This window comes from Arthrobacter sp. Y-9 (assembly GCF_029690065.1).
Classification (GTDB): domain Bacteria; phylum Actinomycetota; class Actinomycetes; order Actinomycetales; family Micrococcaceae; genus Arthrobacter_E.
Genome location: NZ_CP121463.1, coordinates 1985461 through 2002136 on the forward strand (window position 1 = coordinate 1985461; position 16676 = coordinate 2002136).

General features: G+C 69.9%; 16 protein-coding genes. 7 read left to right on the forward strand and 9 right to left on the reverse strand.

What is annotated here, in order from left to right; all coding sequences use genetic code 11:
- Nucleotides 1-13 precede the first annotated feature (13 nt).
- Genes P9849_RS08860 through P9849_RS08875 form a run of 4 tightly spaced genes read right to left on the reverse strand, consistent with a single transcriptional unit; the run spans nucleotide 14 to nucleotide 4100 of the window.
- Nucleotides 14-1018, reverse strand: coding sequence for a sugar phosphate isomerase/epimerase family protein (locus tag P9849_RS08860; RefSeq protein ID WP_278266475.1), 1005 nt, complete (start codon nucleotides 1016-1018; stop codon nucleotides 14-16).
- A gap of 3 nt (nucleotides 1019-1021) precedes the next feature.
- Entirely contained in the window at nucleotides 1022-2188 is a 1167-nt protein-coding gene (locus P9849_RS08865; protein WP_278266476.1) for a Gfo/Idh/MocA family oxidoreductase, read from the reverse strand.
- The gene (locus P9849_RS08870; protein WP_278266477.1) at nucleotides 2185-3300 is read right to left on the reverse strand and encodes a Gfo/Idh/MocA family oxidoreductase; all 1116 of its coding nucleotides are present in this window, start codon (nucleotides 3298-3300) and stop codon (nucleotides 2185-2187) included. Before P9849_RS08870 ends, P9849_RS08865 begins: the two co-directional genes overlap by 4 nt.
- Complete coding sequence (locus tag P9849_RS08875; RefSeq protein WP_278266478.1) at nucleotides 3297-4100, reverse strand: sugar phosphate isomerase/epimerase; 804 nt, start codon at nucleotides 4098-4100, stop codon at nucleotides 3297-3299. Before P9849_RS08875 ends, P9849_RS08870 begins: the two co-directional genes overlap by 4 nt.
- A 168-nt stretch (nucleotides 4101-4268) precedes the next feature.
- Between P9849_RS08875 and P9849_RS08880 the strand changes: the two genes are divergently transcribed.
- The 3 genes from P9849_RS08880 (at nucleotide 4269) to P9849_RS08890 (ending at nucleotide 7535) form a co-directional block, all read left to right on the forward strand.
- A complete protein-coding gene (locus P9849_RS08880; protein WP_278266479.1) occupies nucleotides 4269-5474 on the forward strand; it encodes an ROK family protein in 1206 nt (401 codons plus the stop codon).
- 193 nt (nucleotides 5475-5667) lie between these two features.
- Complete coding sequence (locus P9849_RS08885) at nucleotides 5668-6777, forward strand: Gfo/Idh/MocA family oxidoreductase (protein WP_278266480.1); 1110 nt, start codon at nucleotides 5668-5670, stop codon at nucleotides 6775-6777.
- Nucleotides 6777-7535: a ThuA domain-containing protein gene (locus P9849_RS08890; protein WP_278266481.1), complete on the forward strand. Its 759-nt coding sequence runs from the start codon at nucleotides 6777-6779 to the stop codon at nucleotides 7533-7535. The genes P9849_RS08885 and P9849_RS08890 overlap by 1 nt, the downstream gene beginning before the upstream one ends.
- A 142-nt stretch (nucleotides 7536-7677) precedes the next feature.
- Here P9849_RS08890 and P9849_RS08895 read toward each other — a convergent pair whose 3' ends face one another.
- The 4 genes from P9849_RS08895 to P9849_RS08910 form a co-directional block, all read right to left on the reverse strand.
- Nucleotides 7678-9072, reverse strand: a complete 1395-nt coding sequence (locus tag P9849_RS08895) for a gluconate:H+ symporter (protein WP_107002636.1) — start codon at nucleotides 9070-9072, stop codon at nucleotides 7678-7680.
- A gap of 101 nt (nucleotides 9073-9173) precedes the next feature.
- On the reverse strand, nucleotides 9174-9806 hold the full coding sequence (locus tag P9849_RS08900) for a bifunctional 4-hydroxy-2-oxoglutarate aldolase/2-dehydro-3-deoxy-phosphogluconate aldolase (RefSeq protein ID WP_278266482.1): 633 nt from the start codon (nucleotides 9804-9806) through the stop codon (nucleotides 9174-9176).
- Complete coding sequence (locus P9849_RS08905) at nucleotides 9803-11467, reverse strand: D-aminoacylase (protein WP_278266483.1); 1665 nt, start codon at nucleotides 11465-11467, stop codon at nucleotides 9803-9805. The genes P9849_RS08900 and P9849_RS08905 overlap by 4 nt, the downstream gene beginning before the upstream one ends.
- Nucleotides 11468-11472: 5 nt before the next feature.
- Nucleotides 11473-12792 carry an alanine racemase gene (locus tag P9849_RS08910; RefSeq protein WP_278266484.1) on the reverse strand — a complete coding sequence of 440 codons (1320 nt, stop codon included), beginning with the start codon at nucleotides 12790-12792 and terminating at the stop codon, nucleotides 11473-11475.
- A gap of 182 nt (nucleotides 12793-12974) precedes the next feature.
- Between P9849_RS08910 and P9849_RS08915 the strand changes: the two genes are divergently transcribed.
- From P9849_RS08915 to P9849_RS08925, 3 genes are all read left to right on the forward strand, one after another.
- Nucleotides 12975-13970: a sugar kinase gene (locus P9849_RS08915; protein ID WP_278266485.1), complete on the forward strand. Its 996-nt coding sequence runs from the start codon at nucleotides 12975-12977 to the stop codon at nucleotides 13968-13970.
- On the forward strand, nucleotides 13967-14713 hold the full coding sequence (locus P9849_RS08920) for an IclR family transcriptional regulator (RefSeq protein WP_278266486.1): 747 nt from the start codon (nucleotides 13967-13969) through the stop codon (nucleotides 14711-14713). Before P9849_RS08915 ends, P9849_RS08920 begins: the two co-directional genes overlap by 4 nt.
- A 95-nt stretch (nucleotides 14714-14808) precedes the next feature.
- Nucleotides 14809-15213 carry a Rid family detoxifying hydrolase gene (locus P9849_RS08925; protein ID WP_066212148.1) on the forward strand — a complete coding sequence of 135 codons (405 nt, stop codon included), beginning with the start codon at nucleotides 14809-14811 and terminating at the stop codon, nucleotides 15211-15213.
- Between the two features lie 135 nt (nucleotides 15214-15348).
- On the opposite strand, the gene P9849_RS08930 is transcribed toward P9849_RS08925, so the two are convergent.
- The gene (locus P9849_RS08930; protein WP_278266487.1) at nucleotides 15349-15831 is read right to left on the reverse strand and encodes an Lrp/AsnC family transcriptional regulator; all 483 of its coding nucleotides are present in this window, start codon (nucleotides 15829-15831) and stop codon (nucleotides 15349-15351) included.
- Between the two features lie 116 nt (nucleotides 15832-15947).
- On the opposite strand from P9849_RS08930, the gene P9849_RS08935 reads away from it, so the two are divergent.
- The gene (locus P9849_RS08935; RefSeq protein ID WP_278266488.1) at nucleotides 15948-16640 is read left to right on the forward strand and encodes a YitT family protein; all 693 of its coding nucleotides are present in this window, start codon (nucleotides 15948-15950) and stop codon (nucleotides 16638-16640) included.
- The last annotated feature ends 36 nt before the right edge of the window (nucleotides 16641-16676 follow it).

Here is a 16676-nt window from a genome sequence, read left to right on the forward strand (position 1 = left end):
GAGGTGCGCGCCGTCAGTTCTGGTTGCTGAAGGCGGCGTCGAAGGACTGGGAGCTGGGCTCGAAGTCGAAACGCTTGAGGGCCGCCAGCGCCTCGGGCGCACCCTGCAGCCGGTCCATCCCGGCGTCCTCCCACTCGACCGAGATGGGACCGTCGTAGCCGATGGCCGTGAGCGCGCGGAACGAGTCCTCCCACGGAACGTCCCCGCGTCCGGCCGAGACGAAGTCCCAGCCGCGGTGCGGATCGCCCCAGGCCAGGTGCGAGGAGAGGATGCCCGCGCGTCCGTTGCCCATCCGCATCCGGGTGTCCTTGCAGTCCACGTGGTAGATCCGGTCCGCGAAATCCGTGATGAAGGAGACCGGGTCGATGCCCTGCCACATCATGTGGGACGGGTCCCAGTTCAGCCCGAACGCCTCGCGGTGCCCGATCGCCTCCAGCGCCCGCTGCGTGGACCAGTAGTCGTAGGCGATCTCGCTCGGGTGGACCTCATGGGCGAAGCGCACCCCGCACTCGTCGAACACGTCGAGGATGGGGTTCCAACGGTCCGCGAAGTCCTGGTAGCCGGCGTCGATGACCTCGGCCGGGACCGGCGGGAACATCGCCACGTACTGCCAGATCTTGGACCCCGTGAACCCGACCACGGTCTTCACGCCGAGCTTCTTCGCGAGCCGTGCGGTGTTCTTCAGCTCCTCGGCCGCGCGCTGCCGCACGCCTTCCGGGTCGCCGTCGCCCCACACCGCACTGCCGACGATCGCCTGATGCCGGAAGTCGATCGGGTCATCGCACACGGCCTGGCCCTTGAGGTGGTTCGAGATGGCCCACAGCTTCAGGCCGTGCTTCTCGAGGATCCCGAGCCGCTCGGCGATGTACTCGTCATCGTCCCAGCGGGCCGCGTCGAGATGCTCACCGGAGACGGCGATCTCCAGTCCGTCGTAGCCCCAGCCGGCGGCCAGCCCGGCCACCTCGTCCAGGGTCAGATCGGCCCACTGGCCGGTGAAGAGGGTGAAAGGTCGTGCCATGGCTCAGGCCTCCTGTGTGGCTGGGGATGCGGGAAGAAGATCGACGACGGCGCCACGCGCCTCGGCGGACCGGGCAGCGGCGTCCAGCACGGCCTGCACCTGGAGCCCGTCCGCGAACGACGGGGACGGGGTGCCGCCGTCCCGGATCGCGACGAGGAAATCGCGCACCTGGTGCGTGAAGGTGTGCTCCCAGCCGATCACGTGACCCTGGGGCCACCACGCCGAGACGTAGGGGTGTTCCGGCTCCGTGACGAGGATCGTCCGGAAGCCCTGTTCCTCGACAGGGTCGGCGCCGTCCAGGAACTGCAGTTCGTTCGGGCGTTCCAGATCGAACGCCAGGGCGCCCGCGCTGCCGTAGACCTCGATCCGCAGCGCGTTCTTCCGGCCGAACGCCATGCGCGACGCTTCCACCGAGGCGACCGCGCCGCCGTCGAGCGCCAGGGTCAGCCAGGCAGCGTCGTCCACCGTGACGTCCTCCAGGCCGTCCGGGGCGGGACGCCGCGGCACGAACGTCTCCAGGCGGGCCGAGACACCGGTCACGGCGTGGCCGGTGAGGAACTGGACCTGGTCGATCGCGTGGCTGGCGATGTCGCCGAGGGCGCCACTGCCGGCCGTTTCGCGGCGGAGCCGCCAGGACATGGGCGCCTGCTCGTCGGCGAGCCAGTCCTGAAGGTAGGAGGCCCGCACCTGGCGGATCTCCCCCAGACGGCCGTCGCCGATCAGGTGCCGGGCGTAGGCGAGTGCCGGCACGCGACGGTAGTTGAAGCCGATCATCGACTTCACGCCGCGGCCGGCGGCCCGAGCCGCCGCCTCGACCATGGCCCGCGACTCCTCGAGGGTGTTGGAGAGCGGCTTCTCGACCAGGACGTGCTTGCCGGCCTCCAGCGCGGCGATGGCGATCTCCGCGTGGGTCCAGCCGGGCGTGCAGATGTCCACGACGTCGATGTCCGGCCGCGCGATCACCTCACGCCAGTCGGTGGCCGACTCCTGCCAGCCGAACCTCGCGGCGGCCTCCGCCACCTGGGCGCCGTCCCGGCCCACCAGGACCTTGCGCTCGAACGCGGGCACGTCGAAGAACGAGGCCACGTTCCGCCACGCCTGCGAATGCGCCTTCCCCATGAAGGCGTAGCCGATGGCCGCGACGCCCAGAGGCCGGGTCTCCCCGCTCATGCGGTCCCCTCCAGGGTGGCCGCGAGCGGATCCCAGTCCTCGGGCAGTGGCACGGAGGGCTCCGCGGAGCTCTCCACCGTGAGGAATTCCCCGCGTTCCACGGAGTCGGAGATGGCGATCATGGTGTCCAGCACGTGGAAGGCCAGCTCGCCCGTGGCCCGGTGCGGCACCCCGGCGCGGATCGAGCGGGCGAGGTCCAGCACGCCCATGCCGCGCCCCTGCGCCGCCCCGCTCGCGGGAATGACGGTCCAGTCGTCCTCGCCGGGGCGGATCAGCTGCAGCTCGCCGTCGAAGTTGTTGGGGTCGGGGATCAGCAGCGTGGCCTCGGTGCCCGTGACTTCGACGTAGCCGGTCCGGACGTGAGGCGACTGGAAGCTGAAGACGCTGTGCGAGGACGCACCGCCCTCGAACTGGATCTGGGCGCTGACGTGGGTGGGGACCTCGACGTCGAAGGTCTCGCCGGCCAGAGGCCCGGTCGCCACTGTGCGCCGCGTCAGCGACGCCGAACCCATCGCGGCGACCCTGCGGGCGCTGCCGAAGGTCTGGACGAGGGCTGTCACGTAGTACGGACCCATGTCGAACAATGGTCCGGCGCCCCGCTGGAAGAGGAACGCCGGGTTCGGGTGCCAGCGGTCCGGCCCGGGGTACTGCATGACGGTCTGCGCGGTGAGAGGCGTGCCGATGTCGCCGCGTTCGATCACACGGCGCGCCGTCTGAAGTCCGGCGCCGAGGAAGGTGTCCGGCGCACAGCCGACCCGTACCCCCGCGGCGGCCGCCGCCTCCAGCACCTCCCGGCCGCTCTCCCGGTCCAGGGCGAGCGGCTTCTCGCTCCACACGTGCTTCCCTGCGCGGATCGCCTGCAGCGCGACGTCGGCGTGCACGGCCGGGATGGTGAGGTTGACGATGATCTCGACGTGCGGGTGCCCCAGCGCCAGTTCGGGCGTGCCGTGCTCCGCGATCCCGTACTCCTCGGCACGGGCCCTGGCCGCCTCCGGATACAGGTCCGTGATGGCGACGACCCGGACGTCCGGGAAGACCGTGAGATTGTCCAGGTACTGCTTGCTGATGTTCCCGGCGCCGATGAGCGCGACGCCGACCGGGCCGCGGCTCACGCGCCCGCCTCGGAGGGGGCGCCGCTGTCCGGTCGGCCGGCATCGAGGTAGGCCAGAGAGGCGGCGAGACCCTCGAAGATGTCGCCCGTGTAATCGTCGAATTCCACGACGCCCACTTCGAGCCCCGGGACCGCGTCGATGACGTCCCAGATGTTCACGTCACCCTGACCGGCCGGGAGCTGGGAGGCGGTGATCTCCGCCATCCGCTCGGGGTCGAAGCCGTCGCCGGGCAGCACGGTGATGGGACCGTCCTTGAGGTGCACGGCGACCACGCGGTCGCCGAGGCGGCGGAGGAAGGCGGCGGGATCCTGGCCGCCGGCGGCCACCCAGTAAGCGTCCACCTCCAGCACGACCTCGGGATCGAGGAGTCCCGCGAAGAACTCGAGAGCCGTGACGCCCTCCAGGGTGGACCCGATCTCCCAGTAGTGGTTGTGATAACCCACGCGGATGCCGTATTCGGCGCCCTTCTTCGCGGCGGCGTTCAGTCGCTCCGCGATGTCCCGCACGCTCCCGGCGTCCTGCCACTGCGCCGGTTCGACGAAGGGGTCGATGACGGTGCCGATGCCGAGCTCACGGGCCGCCGTGAAGATCTCGTCCTGGTCCGCGGACAGCAGTGAGGCGTGCCCGGTGGGCGCCGCCAGCCCGTTCTCCCGCAGGGCCGGGCCGAGCTGCGCGGCCAGCTCGGCGAAGCCGTACGGCTCCACCTGGGTGAACCCCAGCTCGGCGAGGCGCCGGAGCGTCCCCGGAAGATCATGGCTGAGCGCGTCGCGGACGCTGTAGAGCTGCACGGAGTAGGACATGAGTGGGGCACCCCTTCTGACTGCTGGTGGACAGGCTGTGACATGGGTCATCCTCGGCCCAGGCTACGCCCCACGCTAAGGGCCACTTATGACGGAAGTCAAGCAAAAGTAGCTACCCATTCGCGGTAAAGTGCCGGCGCTGATGCTGTCCTGTGCTATGTCTTATGCATGATGAGTAGTTCTCCCGCCGCACCCGGCGCCGCGGATCCCACCGCCCCGAGCGGTCCCGGCCAGCTCTTCCAGCTGCTCCGGGACGGCAAGGCGCGCACGCGCGCGGAGATCATGGACCTCACGGGACTCGCCCGGACCACCGTGGTCGCACGCCTCGAGGCACTCCTCGGCGCGGGCCTGATCGAGGCCGCCGGCGAGGCCGCCTCCTCGGGCGGCAGGCCGCCGTCGCGCTTCGCCTTCCGCGCCTCCCGCCGGATCGTCCTGGCCGGGGACATAGGCGGCGTCCACGCGACGGTCGCCGTCGCAGACCTGGGCGGGACCATCCTGGCGCGCCATTCGGAGCCGCGGGACATCGCTGACGGCCCGGAATCCACCCTCGCCTGGCTGGCCGCCACCGGGCGGGAGCTTCTGGCAGGCCTAGGCCGGGACGAACAGGAACTCGCCGGGATCGGCGTCGGCCTGCCCGGTCCCGTGGAGCACGAGACCGGACGTCCCGTGAACCCGCCGATCATGCCCGGCTGGGACGGCTTCGACGTGCCCGCACGCCTGGCGCAGGAGTGGCAGGTGCCGGTCCTGGTGGACAACGACGTCAACATCATGGCCCTCGGCGAACAGCACACGCACTGGAGCGAACACCGTGAATTCCTCTTCGTGAAGCTGGCCACGGGCGTCGGTTCGGGCATCATCGCCGGAGGCCGGCTCCAGCGCGGCGCGGACGGCACGAGCGGCGACATCGGCCACGTCCGGGTGCCCGACGGCGAGGACGTCCCCTGCCGCTGCGGCAACACCGGGTGCCTCGAGGCAGTGGCCTCCGGGCCCGCGTTGGCCGCGAAACTGCGCCTCCAGGGCCTGGACGCCGACCGCGGCTCCGACGTGGTCGCCCTCGCGGCCCGCGGCGAAGTGGCCGCCATCCACGCCCTGCGGCAGGCCGGGCGGGACCTCGGTGAAGTCCTCGCGTTCTGCGTCAACGTGCTGAACCCGTCCGTGATCGTGGTCGGCGGCACGCTCGCGCAGGCCGGGGATCCCCTCATGGCCGGCGCGCGGGAGGCCGTCTACCGGCGGTCCCAGCCGCTCGCCACACGTCATCTGAGGATCGAACCGTCCCGCGCGGGAGCCGATGCCGGCATTCTGGGCGCGAGCCGCCTCGTGATCGAGCACCTCCTCTCCCCCGAGTCCGTCGAGGCGGCGATCACCGGCGCCTGAGCGCCGCCGGGATGCGCAAGCGCTGATGTGCAAGCGCTGACGTGCAAGCGCTGACGCAAAACCCTTGACGCGCCGGGCGGCGCGTGAAAATCTGCTCTTGGCTTCTTGCGCGTTACTTATGACTTCTTTTGTGCAAAAGTCCTCTCGAAAGTCTCGGGAACCACCCCACACCACCACTCCGAAAGGAACCCCTGTGACTCAGGAATCCACCCGGCCGGACGCTGATCAGCAGCTGAGGGTCGGCGTCGTCGGCATCGGCTGGGCCGGCCAGCAGCACCTGGAGGCGTACTCCCGGATCCCCGGCGTCCGCGTGGTGGCGCTGGCCGCCATGGAGGCCGAACCCCTGGCGAAGCTCCAGGCGGAGTATGACGTCCCCGCGACGTACGCCCGCTGGGAGGACATGCTCGACGCCGGCGGTCTCGACGCCATCAGCGTCGCCGTGCCCACCTTCCTGCACGCGCCCATCGCCGTGGCGGCCCTGGAACGCGGTCTTCACGTGCTCAGCGAGAAGCCGCTGGCCAAGGATGCCGTCGAGGGCCAGGCCATGGTCGATGCCGCGCGTCGCGCCGGTCGGGTGCTGGACGTGGCATTCAACCACCGCCGCCGCGGCGACATCGGCGCCCTGAAGACGGTCATCGACTCCGGCGAGATCGGCCGGCCGTACTACGCCAAGGCGGCATGGCTCCGCCGCAAGGGCATCCCCACCCTGGGCAGCTGGTTCACCAACCCGGCGCTGGCCGGCGGAGGACCCCTCGTGGACATCGGCGTGCACGTCCTCGACTACTCGCTGCACCTGCTCGGCGAACCCACGGTCGTCTCGGTCAGCGCCACGACGCACTCCGAACTCGGCCCACGCGGCCTGGGCGGGAACGGGAGCTACCGGGCCACGTCCACCGAGCACCGTTTCGAAGTGGAGGACTTCTCCTCCGCCTTCCTCCGGCTGGAGGGTGGCGGCGCGCTCCTCATCGAGGCCGGCTGGGCCAGCTACCGCAACCCCGACGACGAGATCAACTTCCTCGTGTACGGCACCGACGGCGGCGCCGAGCTCCGGGTGGCCGGCGAACCGATGCCGGAAGCCGGGCACCTGACCGTCTACAAGGACACCGGTGAAGCGAGCGCCGACTACGCCCCGGCGATCGGCCCCAACGGGATGCACCAGCAGGTGGTGGAGGACTTCGTCTCCGCGGTCCGCTCCGGCCCCGAAGAATGGGCCCGGCACGACGGCTCCGTCGCCCTGGGCCGTGCCCGCATCATCGACGCCGCCTACCGTTCCGCCCGCGAGAACCGGGAGGTTCAGCTCTGATGTCCCGTCCCCTGCGCATCCTGGTGTGGAACGAAGGCGTCCACGAATCCCTCAACGAACCCGCCCACATCGGCGAGATCTACCCCGACGGCATGCACGGCGCGATCGCCGACGGCCTCCGGGACCTCCTGCCCGGCGCCGAAGTGTCCACGGCCACGCTGGCATCCGCGCCGGACCACGGCCTGACCGAGGAGGTCCTCGCGGCCACCGATGTGCTCCTGTGGTGGGGCCATATGGCGCACGCCGAGGTGGACGACGCCGTGGTGGAGCGCGTGCAGCGGCATGTCCTGGGCGGCATGGGTCTGCTCGTGCTGCACTCGGGGCACTTCTCGAAGATCTTCATCAAGCTCCTGGGCACCAGCTGCTCCCTCGCGTGGCGCAACGACGGGGAGCGGGAACTGGTGTGGAATGTGAAGCCGTCCCACCCGATCTCCGAGGGCGTGGCGAATCCGATCATCATCCCGGAGCAGGAGATGTACGGCGAACTGTTCGACATCCCGGATCCGGACGACCTGATCTTCATCAGCTCCTTCGCCGGGGGCGAGGTGTTCCGCTCCGGCGTCACCTTCACCCGCGGCAAGGGCCGGATCTTCTACTTCAGCCCGGGTGATCAGGAGTACCCGGTCTACCACCACCCCGAGGTCCGCAAGGTGCTGGCCAACGGCGTGCGGTGGGCGGCGCAGCCCGGTCTGGAGCGGCGTGAGCCCGGCGTTCAGAACCTCCAGAGCGGCTGGTACGAGGCGATCCCTGCGGTCTGACCGCGGCTGGGCCGCACACCACGAAGGGCCGGTCACCGAGAGGTGACCGGCCCTTCGCCGTCGTCGTCGTCGGGAAGTCCCGGGACGAGTCCGCCGGGGAGGCGCTGTGCCCTGAAGGAGTTGTGCCCTGAAGAGAGCTCCGTCAGGACACGAACACCCACAGGAGGCTCGCCATGCCGAAGCCGACCACCGAGAGCACGGTCTCCAGCACGGTCCAGGTCTTCAGCGTGTCCTTGACGGACATGTTGAAGTACTTGGAGATGATCCAGAACCCGCCGTCGTTGACGTGGCTGGCGATGATGGAGCCGGACGAGATGGCCATGACCAGCAGGGCCAGCTGCGGCTGCGAGTACTGGCCGGAGGTCAGCGCCGGGGCGAGGATGCCGCCCGTGGTCACGATCGCCACGGTCGCGGAGCCCTGGGCGATGCGCATGCCACAGGCGATCACATACGCGGACACGATGAGCGGCAGACCCGCCTCGGACAGCGAGGTGGCGACGGCCTTGCCCACGCCGGTGGCGGCGAGCACGGCGCCGAAGAACGCGCCGGAGCCGACGACCAGCAGGATCATGCCCACCGGGCGCAGCGAGGAGGAGCTGAGCTCGGACAGGTCCTTGGACGTCATGCCGTTGCGGATGCCCAGGAGCCACATCGCCAGCAGCACGGCGACCGTGAGCGCGATGGCCGGGTTGCCGAAGAAGATCAGCACGTCCCGGAAGCCTCCTGCCGGGAGGAACACGTTGCCGAAGGTCGCGCCCAGGATGAGGATCATGGGCAGGCCGATGGTCAGAGCGACGACGCCGATGTGCGGCTCGCGCCCCTTGGCCTCCTCGGCTTCGGGCACGATCCGGTCCTCGGGGACGTTCACCATGACCCGCTTGCCGATCCAGGTGCCCCAGAGCATGCCGGAGACGAACCAGGCGGGGATGCCGCAGGCGAGGCCCATGATGATGATCCAGCCGAGTTCCACGTGGAAGAGGCCGGCCGCGGCCACCGGACCCGGGTGGGGCGGCAGGAACGCATGGGTCACGGAGAGACCGGCCAGGAGCGGCAGCGCGTAGAGCGCGAGCGACTTGCCGCCGCGGACCGCGGCCACGTAAACGAGCGGCGCCAGGACGAAGATGCCGATGTCGAAGAACACGGGGATGCCGAGCACGAAGCCCGTGATGCCCATGGCGAGCGGGGTGCCCTTCTCGCCGAACACCTTCACGAGCCGGCCGAGCAGCACTTCCGCACCGCCGGAGCGTTCCAGGATGGCGCCCAGGACCGTGCCCAGGCCGATGATCAGGGTGATGTGACCGAGGATCCCGGCGAAGCCCTTTTCAATGAGGGCGTCGCTGCTCTTGATGGGTGACCCCACCAATTGCTCGACCGTCACACCGCCCACGAGGGCCACGAGCACGCCGGTGCCGACGAGGGCGATGAAGGGTTCGACCTTCACCTTGATGATGAGGAAAAGCAGGAGGGCGATGCCCACGCCTGCCAGCAGGAGCAATCCTGCTGTGTCGTGGCGCAGCCACGACAGGAATCCATCCATGTTCTCTCCTTTGAGCTGATCGCCGCCGGGGTCCGGGGCGCGGATGATCTATTGGGGGGTCAGGGTGATGTCAGGGGGACGGAGTTTCAGAGCCCGGTATCTCAGAGGGCCTGGACGAATGCCTTGGCGCGAGCGGCGATGTCGTCCCAGTCCCCGGCATCGACGGCGGCGGGCGGCACCACGGAGGTTCCGCAGCAGACGGCCAGCGCGCCGGCGTCGAGGTACCCGCGGGCGTTCCCGGCGTCCACGCCGCCGGACGGCAGAAGCTTGATCCCGGGGAACGGTCCCTGCAGGTCCTTCAGGTACTGGGGGCCGAGCTGGCGGGCCGGGAAGATCTTCACGATCTCCGAGCCGAGGTCCAGGGCCGTGGCCACTTCGGTGGGTGTCATGGCGCCCAGGCTGATGGGCACCCCGGCCTCCCGCGCGACGGCGGCCACGTCCGGACGCAGGCCCGGCGTGACGAGGAACTGAGCGCCGGCGTCGATGGCCTCGCGCGCCTGCGCTGCGGTCATCACGGTGCCCACGCCGACGACGGCGCCGTGGTCGCCCGCGGTCTCGGCGGCACGGCGGAGGTGCCGGGTGACGTCCGGGGTGGTGAAGGTCAGTTCCAAGGTGCGGATGCCGCCCTTGGCCAGGGCTTCCGCGAGGCGCGCGGCGTCCGGGATGGCCTTGGCACGGACCACGGCCAGGGTGCGGTCCTCCGCGAGAATCCGTTCGAGCTCCGAGTTGTTCATCGCTGTGCTGCTGTTCCTTCCGGGGTTCGGCGGAGCGCGCGGCCCGCGCGGGCTCCGGTGGGCCGGCCGCCGGCGATGGCCGCCGTGCCGTTGACGAAGACGTAGTGGATGCCTTCGGCAGCCTGACGCGGCTGCTCGAAGGTGGCGGTGTCCCGGACGGTCTCCGGATCGAAGAGCACCAGGTCCGCCGCGTAGCCCTCGCGGATCAGGCCCCGGCGGTCCAGCCGGAGCCGCGCCGCAGGCCGGCCGCTCAGGTGGTGCACGGTCTCCTCCAAGCTGAGCAGTCCGAGCTCCCGGCAGTAGTGGCCGAGGTAGCGGGGGAACGTGCCCCAGGCGCGCGGGTGGGGCTTGCCGCCCACCAGGAGCCCGTCGCTGCCGCCCGTGTGGGTACGGTGCACCATGATGGCGCGGACGTTCTCCTCGTGGCCGACGTGCTGGAGGATGCCCGTGCCACAGCGGTCCTCGAGCAGGATCCCGGCGAAGACGTCGAACGGCTCCCGGCCCTCCTCCTGCGCGATCTGTTCGATGGTGCGGCCCACGAAGCCGGCCAGCGCCTGATTCTGCACGCCGCTGATCTCCAGGGTGTCCCATTCGGCGACGACACCGTGGCAGCCGTCGGATCCGTAGATCTCCACGTTCTCGCGGATCCTCGCGCGGGTCTCCGGATCACGCAGCCGGTCCAGCGTCGCGTCCGTGCCGCCCGCGGAGGCCCAGCTCGGCAGGATCGCGGACAGCGTCGTGGCGCCGGGGAGGTACGGGTACGTGTCCAGGGTGATGTCCACGCCGTCGTCGAGCGCCGCATCGATCACGGCGAGGAGTTCGCCCGCCCGGCCCTTGTTCTCCGCGAAGTTCATGGTGGCGTGGGAGAGGTGCAGGGCGCAGCCGGTGTCGCGGCTGAGGCCGATCATCTCGGCGTACGCGTCGAGCGCTCCCTTCCCGTACGAGCGGTGATGTGGAGCGTAGAAACCGCCCAGCTCACCCACTGTGCGGCACAGCGCGCCGAGTTCCTCGGTGGTCGCGTACATGCCCGGCGTGTAGGTCAGCCCGGAGGACATCCCGACGGCGCCCTCCTCCATCGCGGTCCGGACCACCTCACGCATGCGCGCGACATCGTCCGGGGTCGCCTCGCCCTCGTCGAAGCCCATGACGAGCGCCCGGACGGTGCCCTGGGGCACGAGGTAGGCGGCATTCGTGGCGATGCGGCCGCCGTCGGCGTCCGGCCGGTCCAGCCGGTCCAGGTACTCCCGCACGGACCGCCAGTCCCAGTCGAAGTCCTCGGGATTGTCGTTCCATCCGGCGATCTTCTGACGGACCCCGGCGAGCGTGGGATCATCCACCGGGGCATAAGACAGGCCGTCCTGGCCCAGGAGCTCCGTGGTGACACCCTGGCTGAGCTTGGCGTAGTGGTCCGGCGTGACCAGGAGCTGCAGATCCGAATGGGCGTGCATGTCGATGAACCCGGGGCTCAGGACCAGCCCGTCGCCCTCGATGATCTCGCAGCCGGGCTCCACGTGGCCACGAAGCTCACCGGGACCGCCGATGCGGGCGATCACCTCGCCCTGGATCAGGACGTCCGCGGCCCGCCGAGGCTCGCCGGTGCCGTCCACGAGGGTGACGTTCGCGAAGAGGATCTGGGAATCGGTGTTCTGTGCAGACATCATCGCTCCTAGAAGAAGGTCCGCACGGCGCCGACCACGGCGGGCGCGGCGGCGTCCCGGGTGGAATCGAGCACGGGGATCACGGTCCACTTGTCCAGGGCCGTGCACGGGTGGGAGAGGCCCAGGCGGATCACGTCTCCGGGCTTGAGATCCGCCGTTTCGGGGAACCGCAGGAAGGCGTGCTGGTCGTTGACGGCCGTGATCTCGGCGCCGACCAGGGGCACACCCGGCTCACCGAGGCCGGGGCTCAGGAACTGCGGGACGGGAAGACCCTCATCGAAGGGCAGATCACGCTTGCCGCCTTCGAGGATGGCGAGGCCCGGCTCAGGCTGGGACACCACGCGCACCCAGGCATGCATGGCGGACCGGAACGACTCCGGTCCGTCCGGATCCTGGCGGGAGAACGGTGAGATGCCACGGTAGAAACCGTCGTCGTGGACGATGTAGGCGCCGCTGCGGATCACCACGTCCACCCGCGGCGTGCCGTTTTCACCGCTCGTGCGGACCGGCCCGAGCACGTCCACGACGTCGTCGAAGTAGGCGCTGCCTCCCGCGGTGACCAACAGCTCGTCCGCGTCGTAGTGCCCTTCGGCCAGCAGCGCTTCGTGCAGCGCGACGACGTCGGCGAGGTAGCCGCGCACGGCGGCCAGGCCGGCGTCGTCCGCCGTATGGGCGAGCGCGCCTTCGTAGCCTCCCACGCCGACCAGTCGGAGGCGTGGCGACGCGTGCACCGCGCGGGCGATGGCCAGGGCCTCCTCGTGGCTGCGGGCTCCGGTCCGGCCGCCGTGGCCACCGCGTTCGACGATGACGTCCAGGGTTCCGTTCCCGGCGAGGCCCTCCCCGGCCAGCTCGCGGTCCAGCTGGGCGACAGTGTCCGGCGAGTCCACCCACGAGACGATCCGGGCGCCGTCGGCGGCCTGCTCCGCGGCCCAGCGGATCGCCTGCGGGTCGGTGAGGCTGTTGGCGAGCATGAGGCGGGTGAACCCGAAGTGGCGGGCCACCCGGAGCTGCGCGGCGTTGGCGAGCGTGATGCCCCAGGCGCCCAGGTCCATCTGCCGTGCCCACAGCTCGGGCGACATGGTGGTCTTCCCATGCGGGGCGAGCAGAATGCCGCGTTCCTCGCACCACGCGGCGAGCAGCCGGGCATTGAAGTCGAGGGCATCGCGGTCGAGGGTGAGCAGCGGGGTCTGGAGGCGGTCGAGTCCGCGGCCTCCGAAGTCGGCGAGGCGGAGACCGTGCAGGGCCGCAGGCACGGCCTTGTGCCGGAAATCGAGGATCTCCTCCCCCAGGCTCCGGACCCGGTCCGGGTCGTACGTGGTCTCGCTCACTGTGCACCTCGTCATCGTGGTCGCCCCCTGGCCCTCACGGTGTGAGGAAGCCGAAGAGTCTTGCGTTGCGTATTTTGCAATCGGTATTGCAAAATGTCTGCCTTCATGTTTAGCATTGAGCCGGGGCCGCGTCAACGGATGCGGCCGGAATCGTGTGAGCAGACCGTCGCAAAGGAGCCGAGATGCCACGAGCCATCTGCCTGGGAGAGACCATGGCGATGCTGACCCCGGGCGGCAACGGGAATCTGGAGACCGCGGACACGCTGCATCTCGGGGTGGGCGGTGCGGAGTCGAATGTCGCGCTGGGCCTCGCGGCGATGGGGCTGGATACGGCCTGGATCAGCCGGGTCGGCGACGACGGCTTCGGACGGCGCATCCTGCGCGAACTCGAGCGGCACCGCGTGCGGACCGACGGCGTCCAGCTCGACCCCGAACGCCGCACGGGCCTCTACGTCAAGGTTCCCGGCGACGCCGGCACCGGCTCGGCGATGCTGTACTACCGCAGCGGCTCAGCGGCGTCGGCGATGGACCCGAGCCTGCTGGAGGATCCCGCCGTCGCGGCCCTGCTCGACGGCGCCGACCTCATCCACCTGAGCGGCATCACCGCCGCTCTCGGAGACTCGTGCCGCGACCTGCTGCTGGCCTTGCTCTCCCGGCCCCGCGACCGGCAGCTGATCAGCTTCGACGTCAACTGGCGCCCCGCCCTGTGGGAGGGCCGCGACCCGTCGGTCCTCCGCCGCCTGGCCAATCTGGCGGACATCGTCCTCATGGGCAAGGACGAGGCTCTGCTCGCCTTCGGCACCCAGGACGAACGGGAACTCAGGGCCCTCCTCCCCGACCCGGCGGTGCTGGTCCTCAAGAACGAGGCGATCAGCGCGATCGCCCTGGGGCACGACGGCGAACGCTGGGAAGTCCCGGCGCTCCACGTCGAGGTGGTGGAGCCGGTGGGTGCCGGCGACTCCTTCGCCGCCGGCTACCTGAGCGGCGTGGTGTCCGGACTGGAACAGCCACTGAGCCTGCGCCGCGGACATGTCGCCGCCGCCTGCACCCTCACGGTCCACGGCGACCGGGGGCCGCTTCCGGACGACGAGGATCTCGACCGCATCCTGCGCTGCCCCGAGGGCGAGTGGGACGCCATCACCGTGGCTCACGGCCGGTTCCTGGTGGGACAGTCATGAGCCAGAGTCTGGTGCGCGCGCTGGATCTGCTGTCCGCGCTGGCCGCCGGCCCCGCCACCCTCGACGAACTCGCGTCCACGGCCGACGTTCACAAGACCACCGTGATGCGACTGCTGCACAGCCTGGAGGACCGGAGGTTCGTGGTCCGGGACGCCCAGCAGCGCTACCGCCTCGGCTCGAAGCTTTTCGAACTCTCCAGCCTGGCCCTGGAGCAGCGGGACATCCGCAGTTCCGCCCACCCCTACTTGGCGAAGCTCAACGAGGCCACCGGGCACACCATCCACCTCGCCGCTCCCGAGGGGCAGGACATCGTCTACATCGACAAGCTCGAGTCCCGGCATCCGGTGCGCATGTACTCCCGGATCGGCCTGACCGCCGCGCTGCACGCCGCCGCGGTGTCCAAGGTGATCTTCGCGGACCTGCCCCTCGAGCAGCGGAAGACCCTGGCCGACAGCCTCGAGTACCGCCGGTACACGGACAACACCATCACGGGCCCGGACGCTTTCCTGCGCGAGCTGGAGCAGGTGGCGGGCCAGGGCTGGGCGCTCGACGGCGAAGAGTTCGAGGAGTTCGTGCACTGTGTCGCAGCGCCCATCCGGGATGCGAGCGGCCGGGTGGTCGCGGCCGTCTCCTGCTCGGTTCCCACCGTCATGCTCGACCGCGAAGGCCTCCTGGGCCTGCTGCCCGCACTCCGGGAATGCACCGACGCCGTGTCGGCCGAGCTCGGCTACACGAAGCGGTGACCACTCCACGGCCGGTCTGACCGGCCTCCACCAGCTCTTTCTTCCATCAGCACTTCCCTCAGCATCACATCAGATCAGCATCGAAAGGAATCACCATGAGCTCCAAGGAAATCGTCTTCACGGAGAACGCACCGGCACCGGCCCACACCTTCTCCCAGGGGGTGAAGAAGGGCGGCCTGTTCCAGGTCTCCGGCCAGGGCCCGATGGATCCCGAGACCAACCAGTACATCGGCGACGGCGATGTCCGCGTCCAGACCCGTCGCACCCTGGAGAACGTCAAGGCCATCCTCGAGGCCGGCGGCTCCTCCGTGGAGGACGTCGTGATGTTCCGCGTGTACCTGACCACCCGCGACGACTTCTCCGCCATGAACGAGGTCTACGGCGAGTTCATCCAGGAGAACGTCCCGAGCGGCCAGCTTCCCAGCCGCACCACCGTGTTCGTGGACCTGCCCCACGAGGTCATGCTGGTCGAGATCGACGCCCTCGCCGTCACGGCCTGAGCACGACGAACGCCGTCCGGCGCCTGATCCCTCAGGCGAACCGCCGGGCAGCACGAAGGCCCGGAGCGGACAACCGCTCCGGGCCTTCGGCATCCCCTGACGCGCGTCAGCGCTGGATCGTTCAGCCGCGGGTCCTCAGCCCTCGGCCGCCCGGCGTTCCAGCAGCGCGCGGGTGCGGAACGGCATGGTCGCCTCGAGCGACACCGCCGTGCTCGACCGGACGACTCCCGGCACCGCGACCATCGCCTGCGTGACCCGGTTCAGATCCGAGGTGTCCCGCGCCACCACCTTGACCAGGAAGTCCGCGTCGCCGGTCGTCTTGTGGATCTCCACCACCTCGGGGATCTCCTGGACGCTCCGCACCGCCGTCGCGCTGTCCGCCTGAGCGATCGCGAGGGAGACGAAGGCGACCAGACCGTAGCCGAGGGCGGACGGCGGCACCCGCTGGGTGAAGCCGAGCAGGAGCCCCTGGCGGTTCATCCGCTGCACCCGGGCGTGCACCGTATTGCGGGAAACCCCCACCAGCTGAGCGAGCCGCAGCACGGAAGCACCCGGCTCCTCGTCCTGGGCGAGCAGGATGCGGGCGTCGAGCGCGTCCAGTCCGTGAGGGTCATTCATCGTGGATCACTCCTTCTCTTGTCAGAATTGCAGGTGTTTCGGTTATTTTCTAGGCATCCATCCCAGCAAAAGGGACCGAGCTTGCGCGGATGTCCCAGCGTTCCGAGAATTCTCTCATGACCATCATGCAGGCCCGTCGTCCGCAGGACGTCTCTCCAGCCCGTCCGGACTCCCCCGTCACTCCATCCGACGCGACTCCTTCCCTCATTCCGGAGACCACCCGGCACGGACTGGCCGAGGACCTGCTCGGGCTCATCACGGGAACCTTCATCGCCTCCCTCGGTCTGTACCTCCTGCACAGCAGCGGGACGGTGACCGGTGGGACGGCGGGGCTGTCGCTCCTGCTCAGCTACGCTGTCGGCGCCCCGTTCGGCGTGGTCTTCCTGATCGTCAACGCCCCGTTCTTCGCCCTCGCGGCCTGGAAGAAGGGCTGGAACTTCACCCTCCGGACCATCGTGTGCGCCCTCGCCGTCTCGGCGCTCACCTCCCTGCACCCCCTGGCCCTCGGCGAGATCCACTTGAACCCCGTCTACGGAGCACTGGCCGGCAATCTGCTCTCCGGCGTCGGGCTGCTCATCCTGTTCCGGCACAAGGCCAGCCTGGGCGGATTCAACATCCTGGCGCTGCTCATCCAGGAGCGCATCGGCTGGCGGGCCGGTTACGTGCTCATGGTGGCCGACATCCTCGTGATCCTCGGTGCCCTCACCGTGGTCCCCTGGAACCTGGTCCTGCTGTCGGCCGCCGGCGCGATCGTCCTGAACATCATCCTGGCGTTCAACCACCGCCCGGGCCGCTACACGGGGATCTGAGCGCCGTCGTCGTCGGGGCGGTCGGTTCGAAGCAGC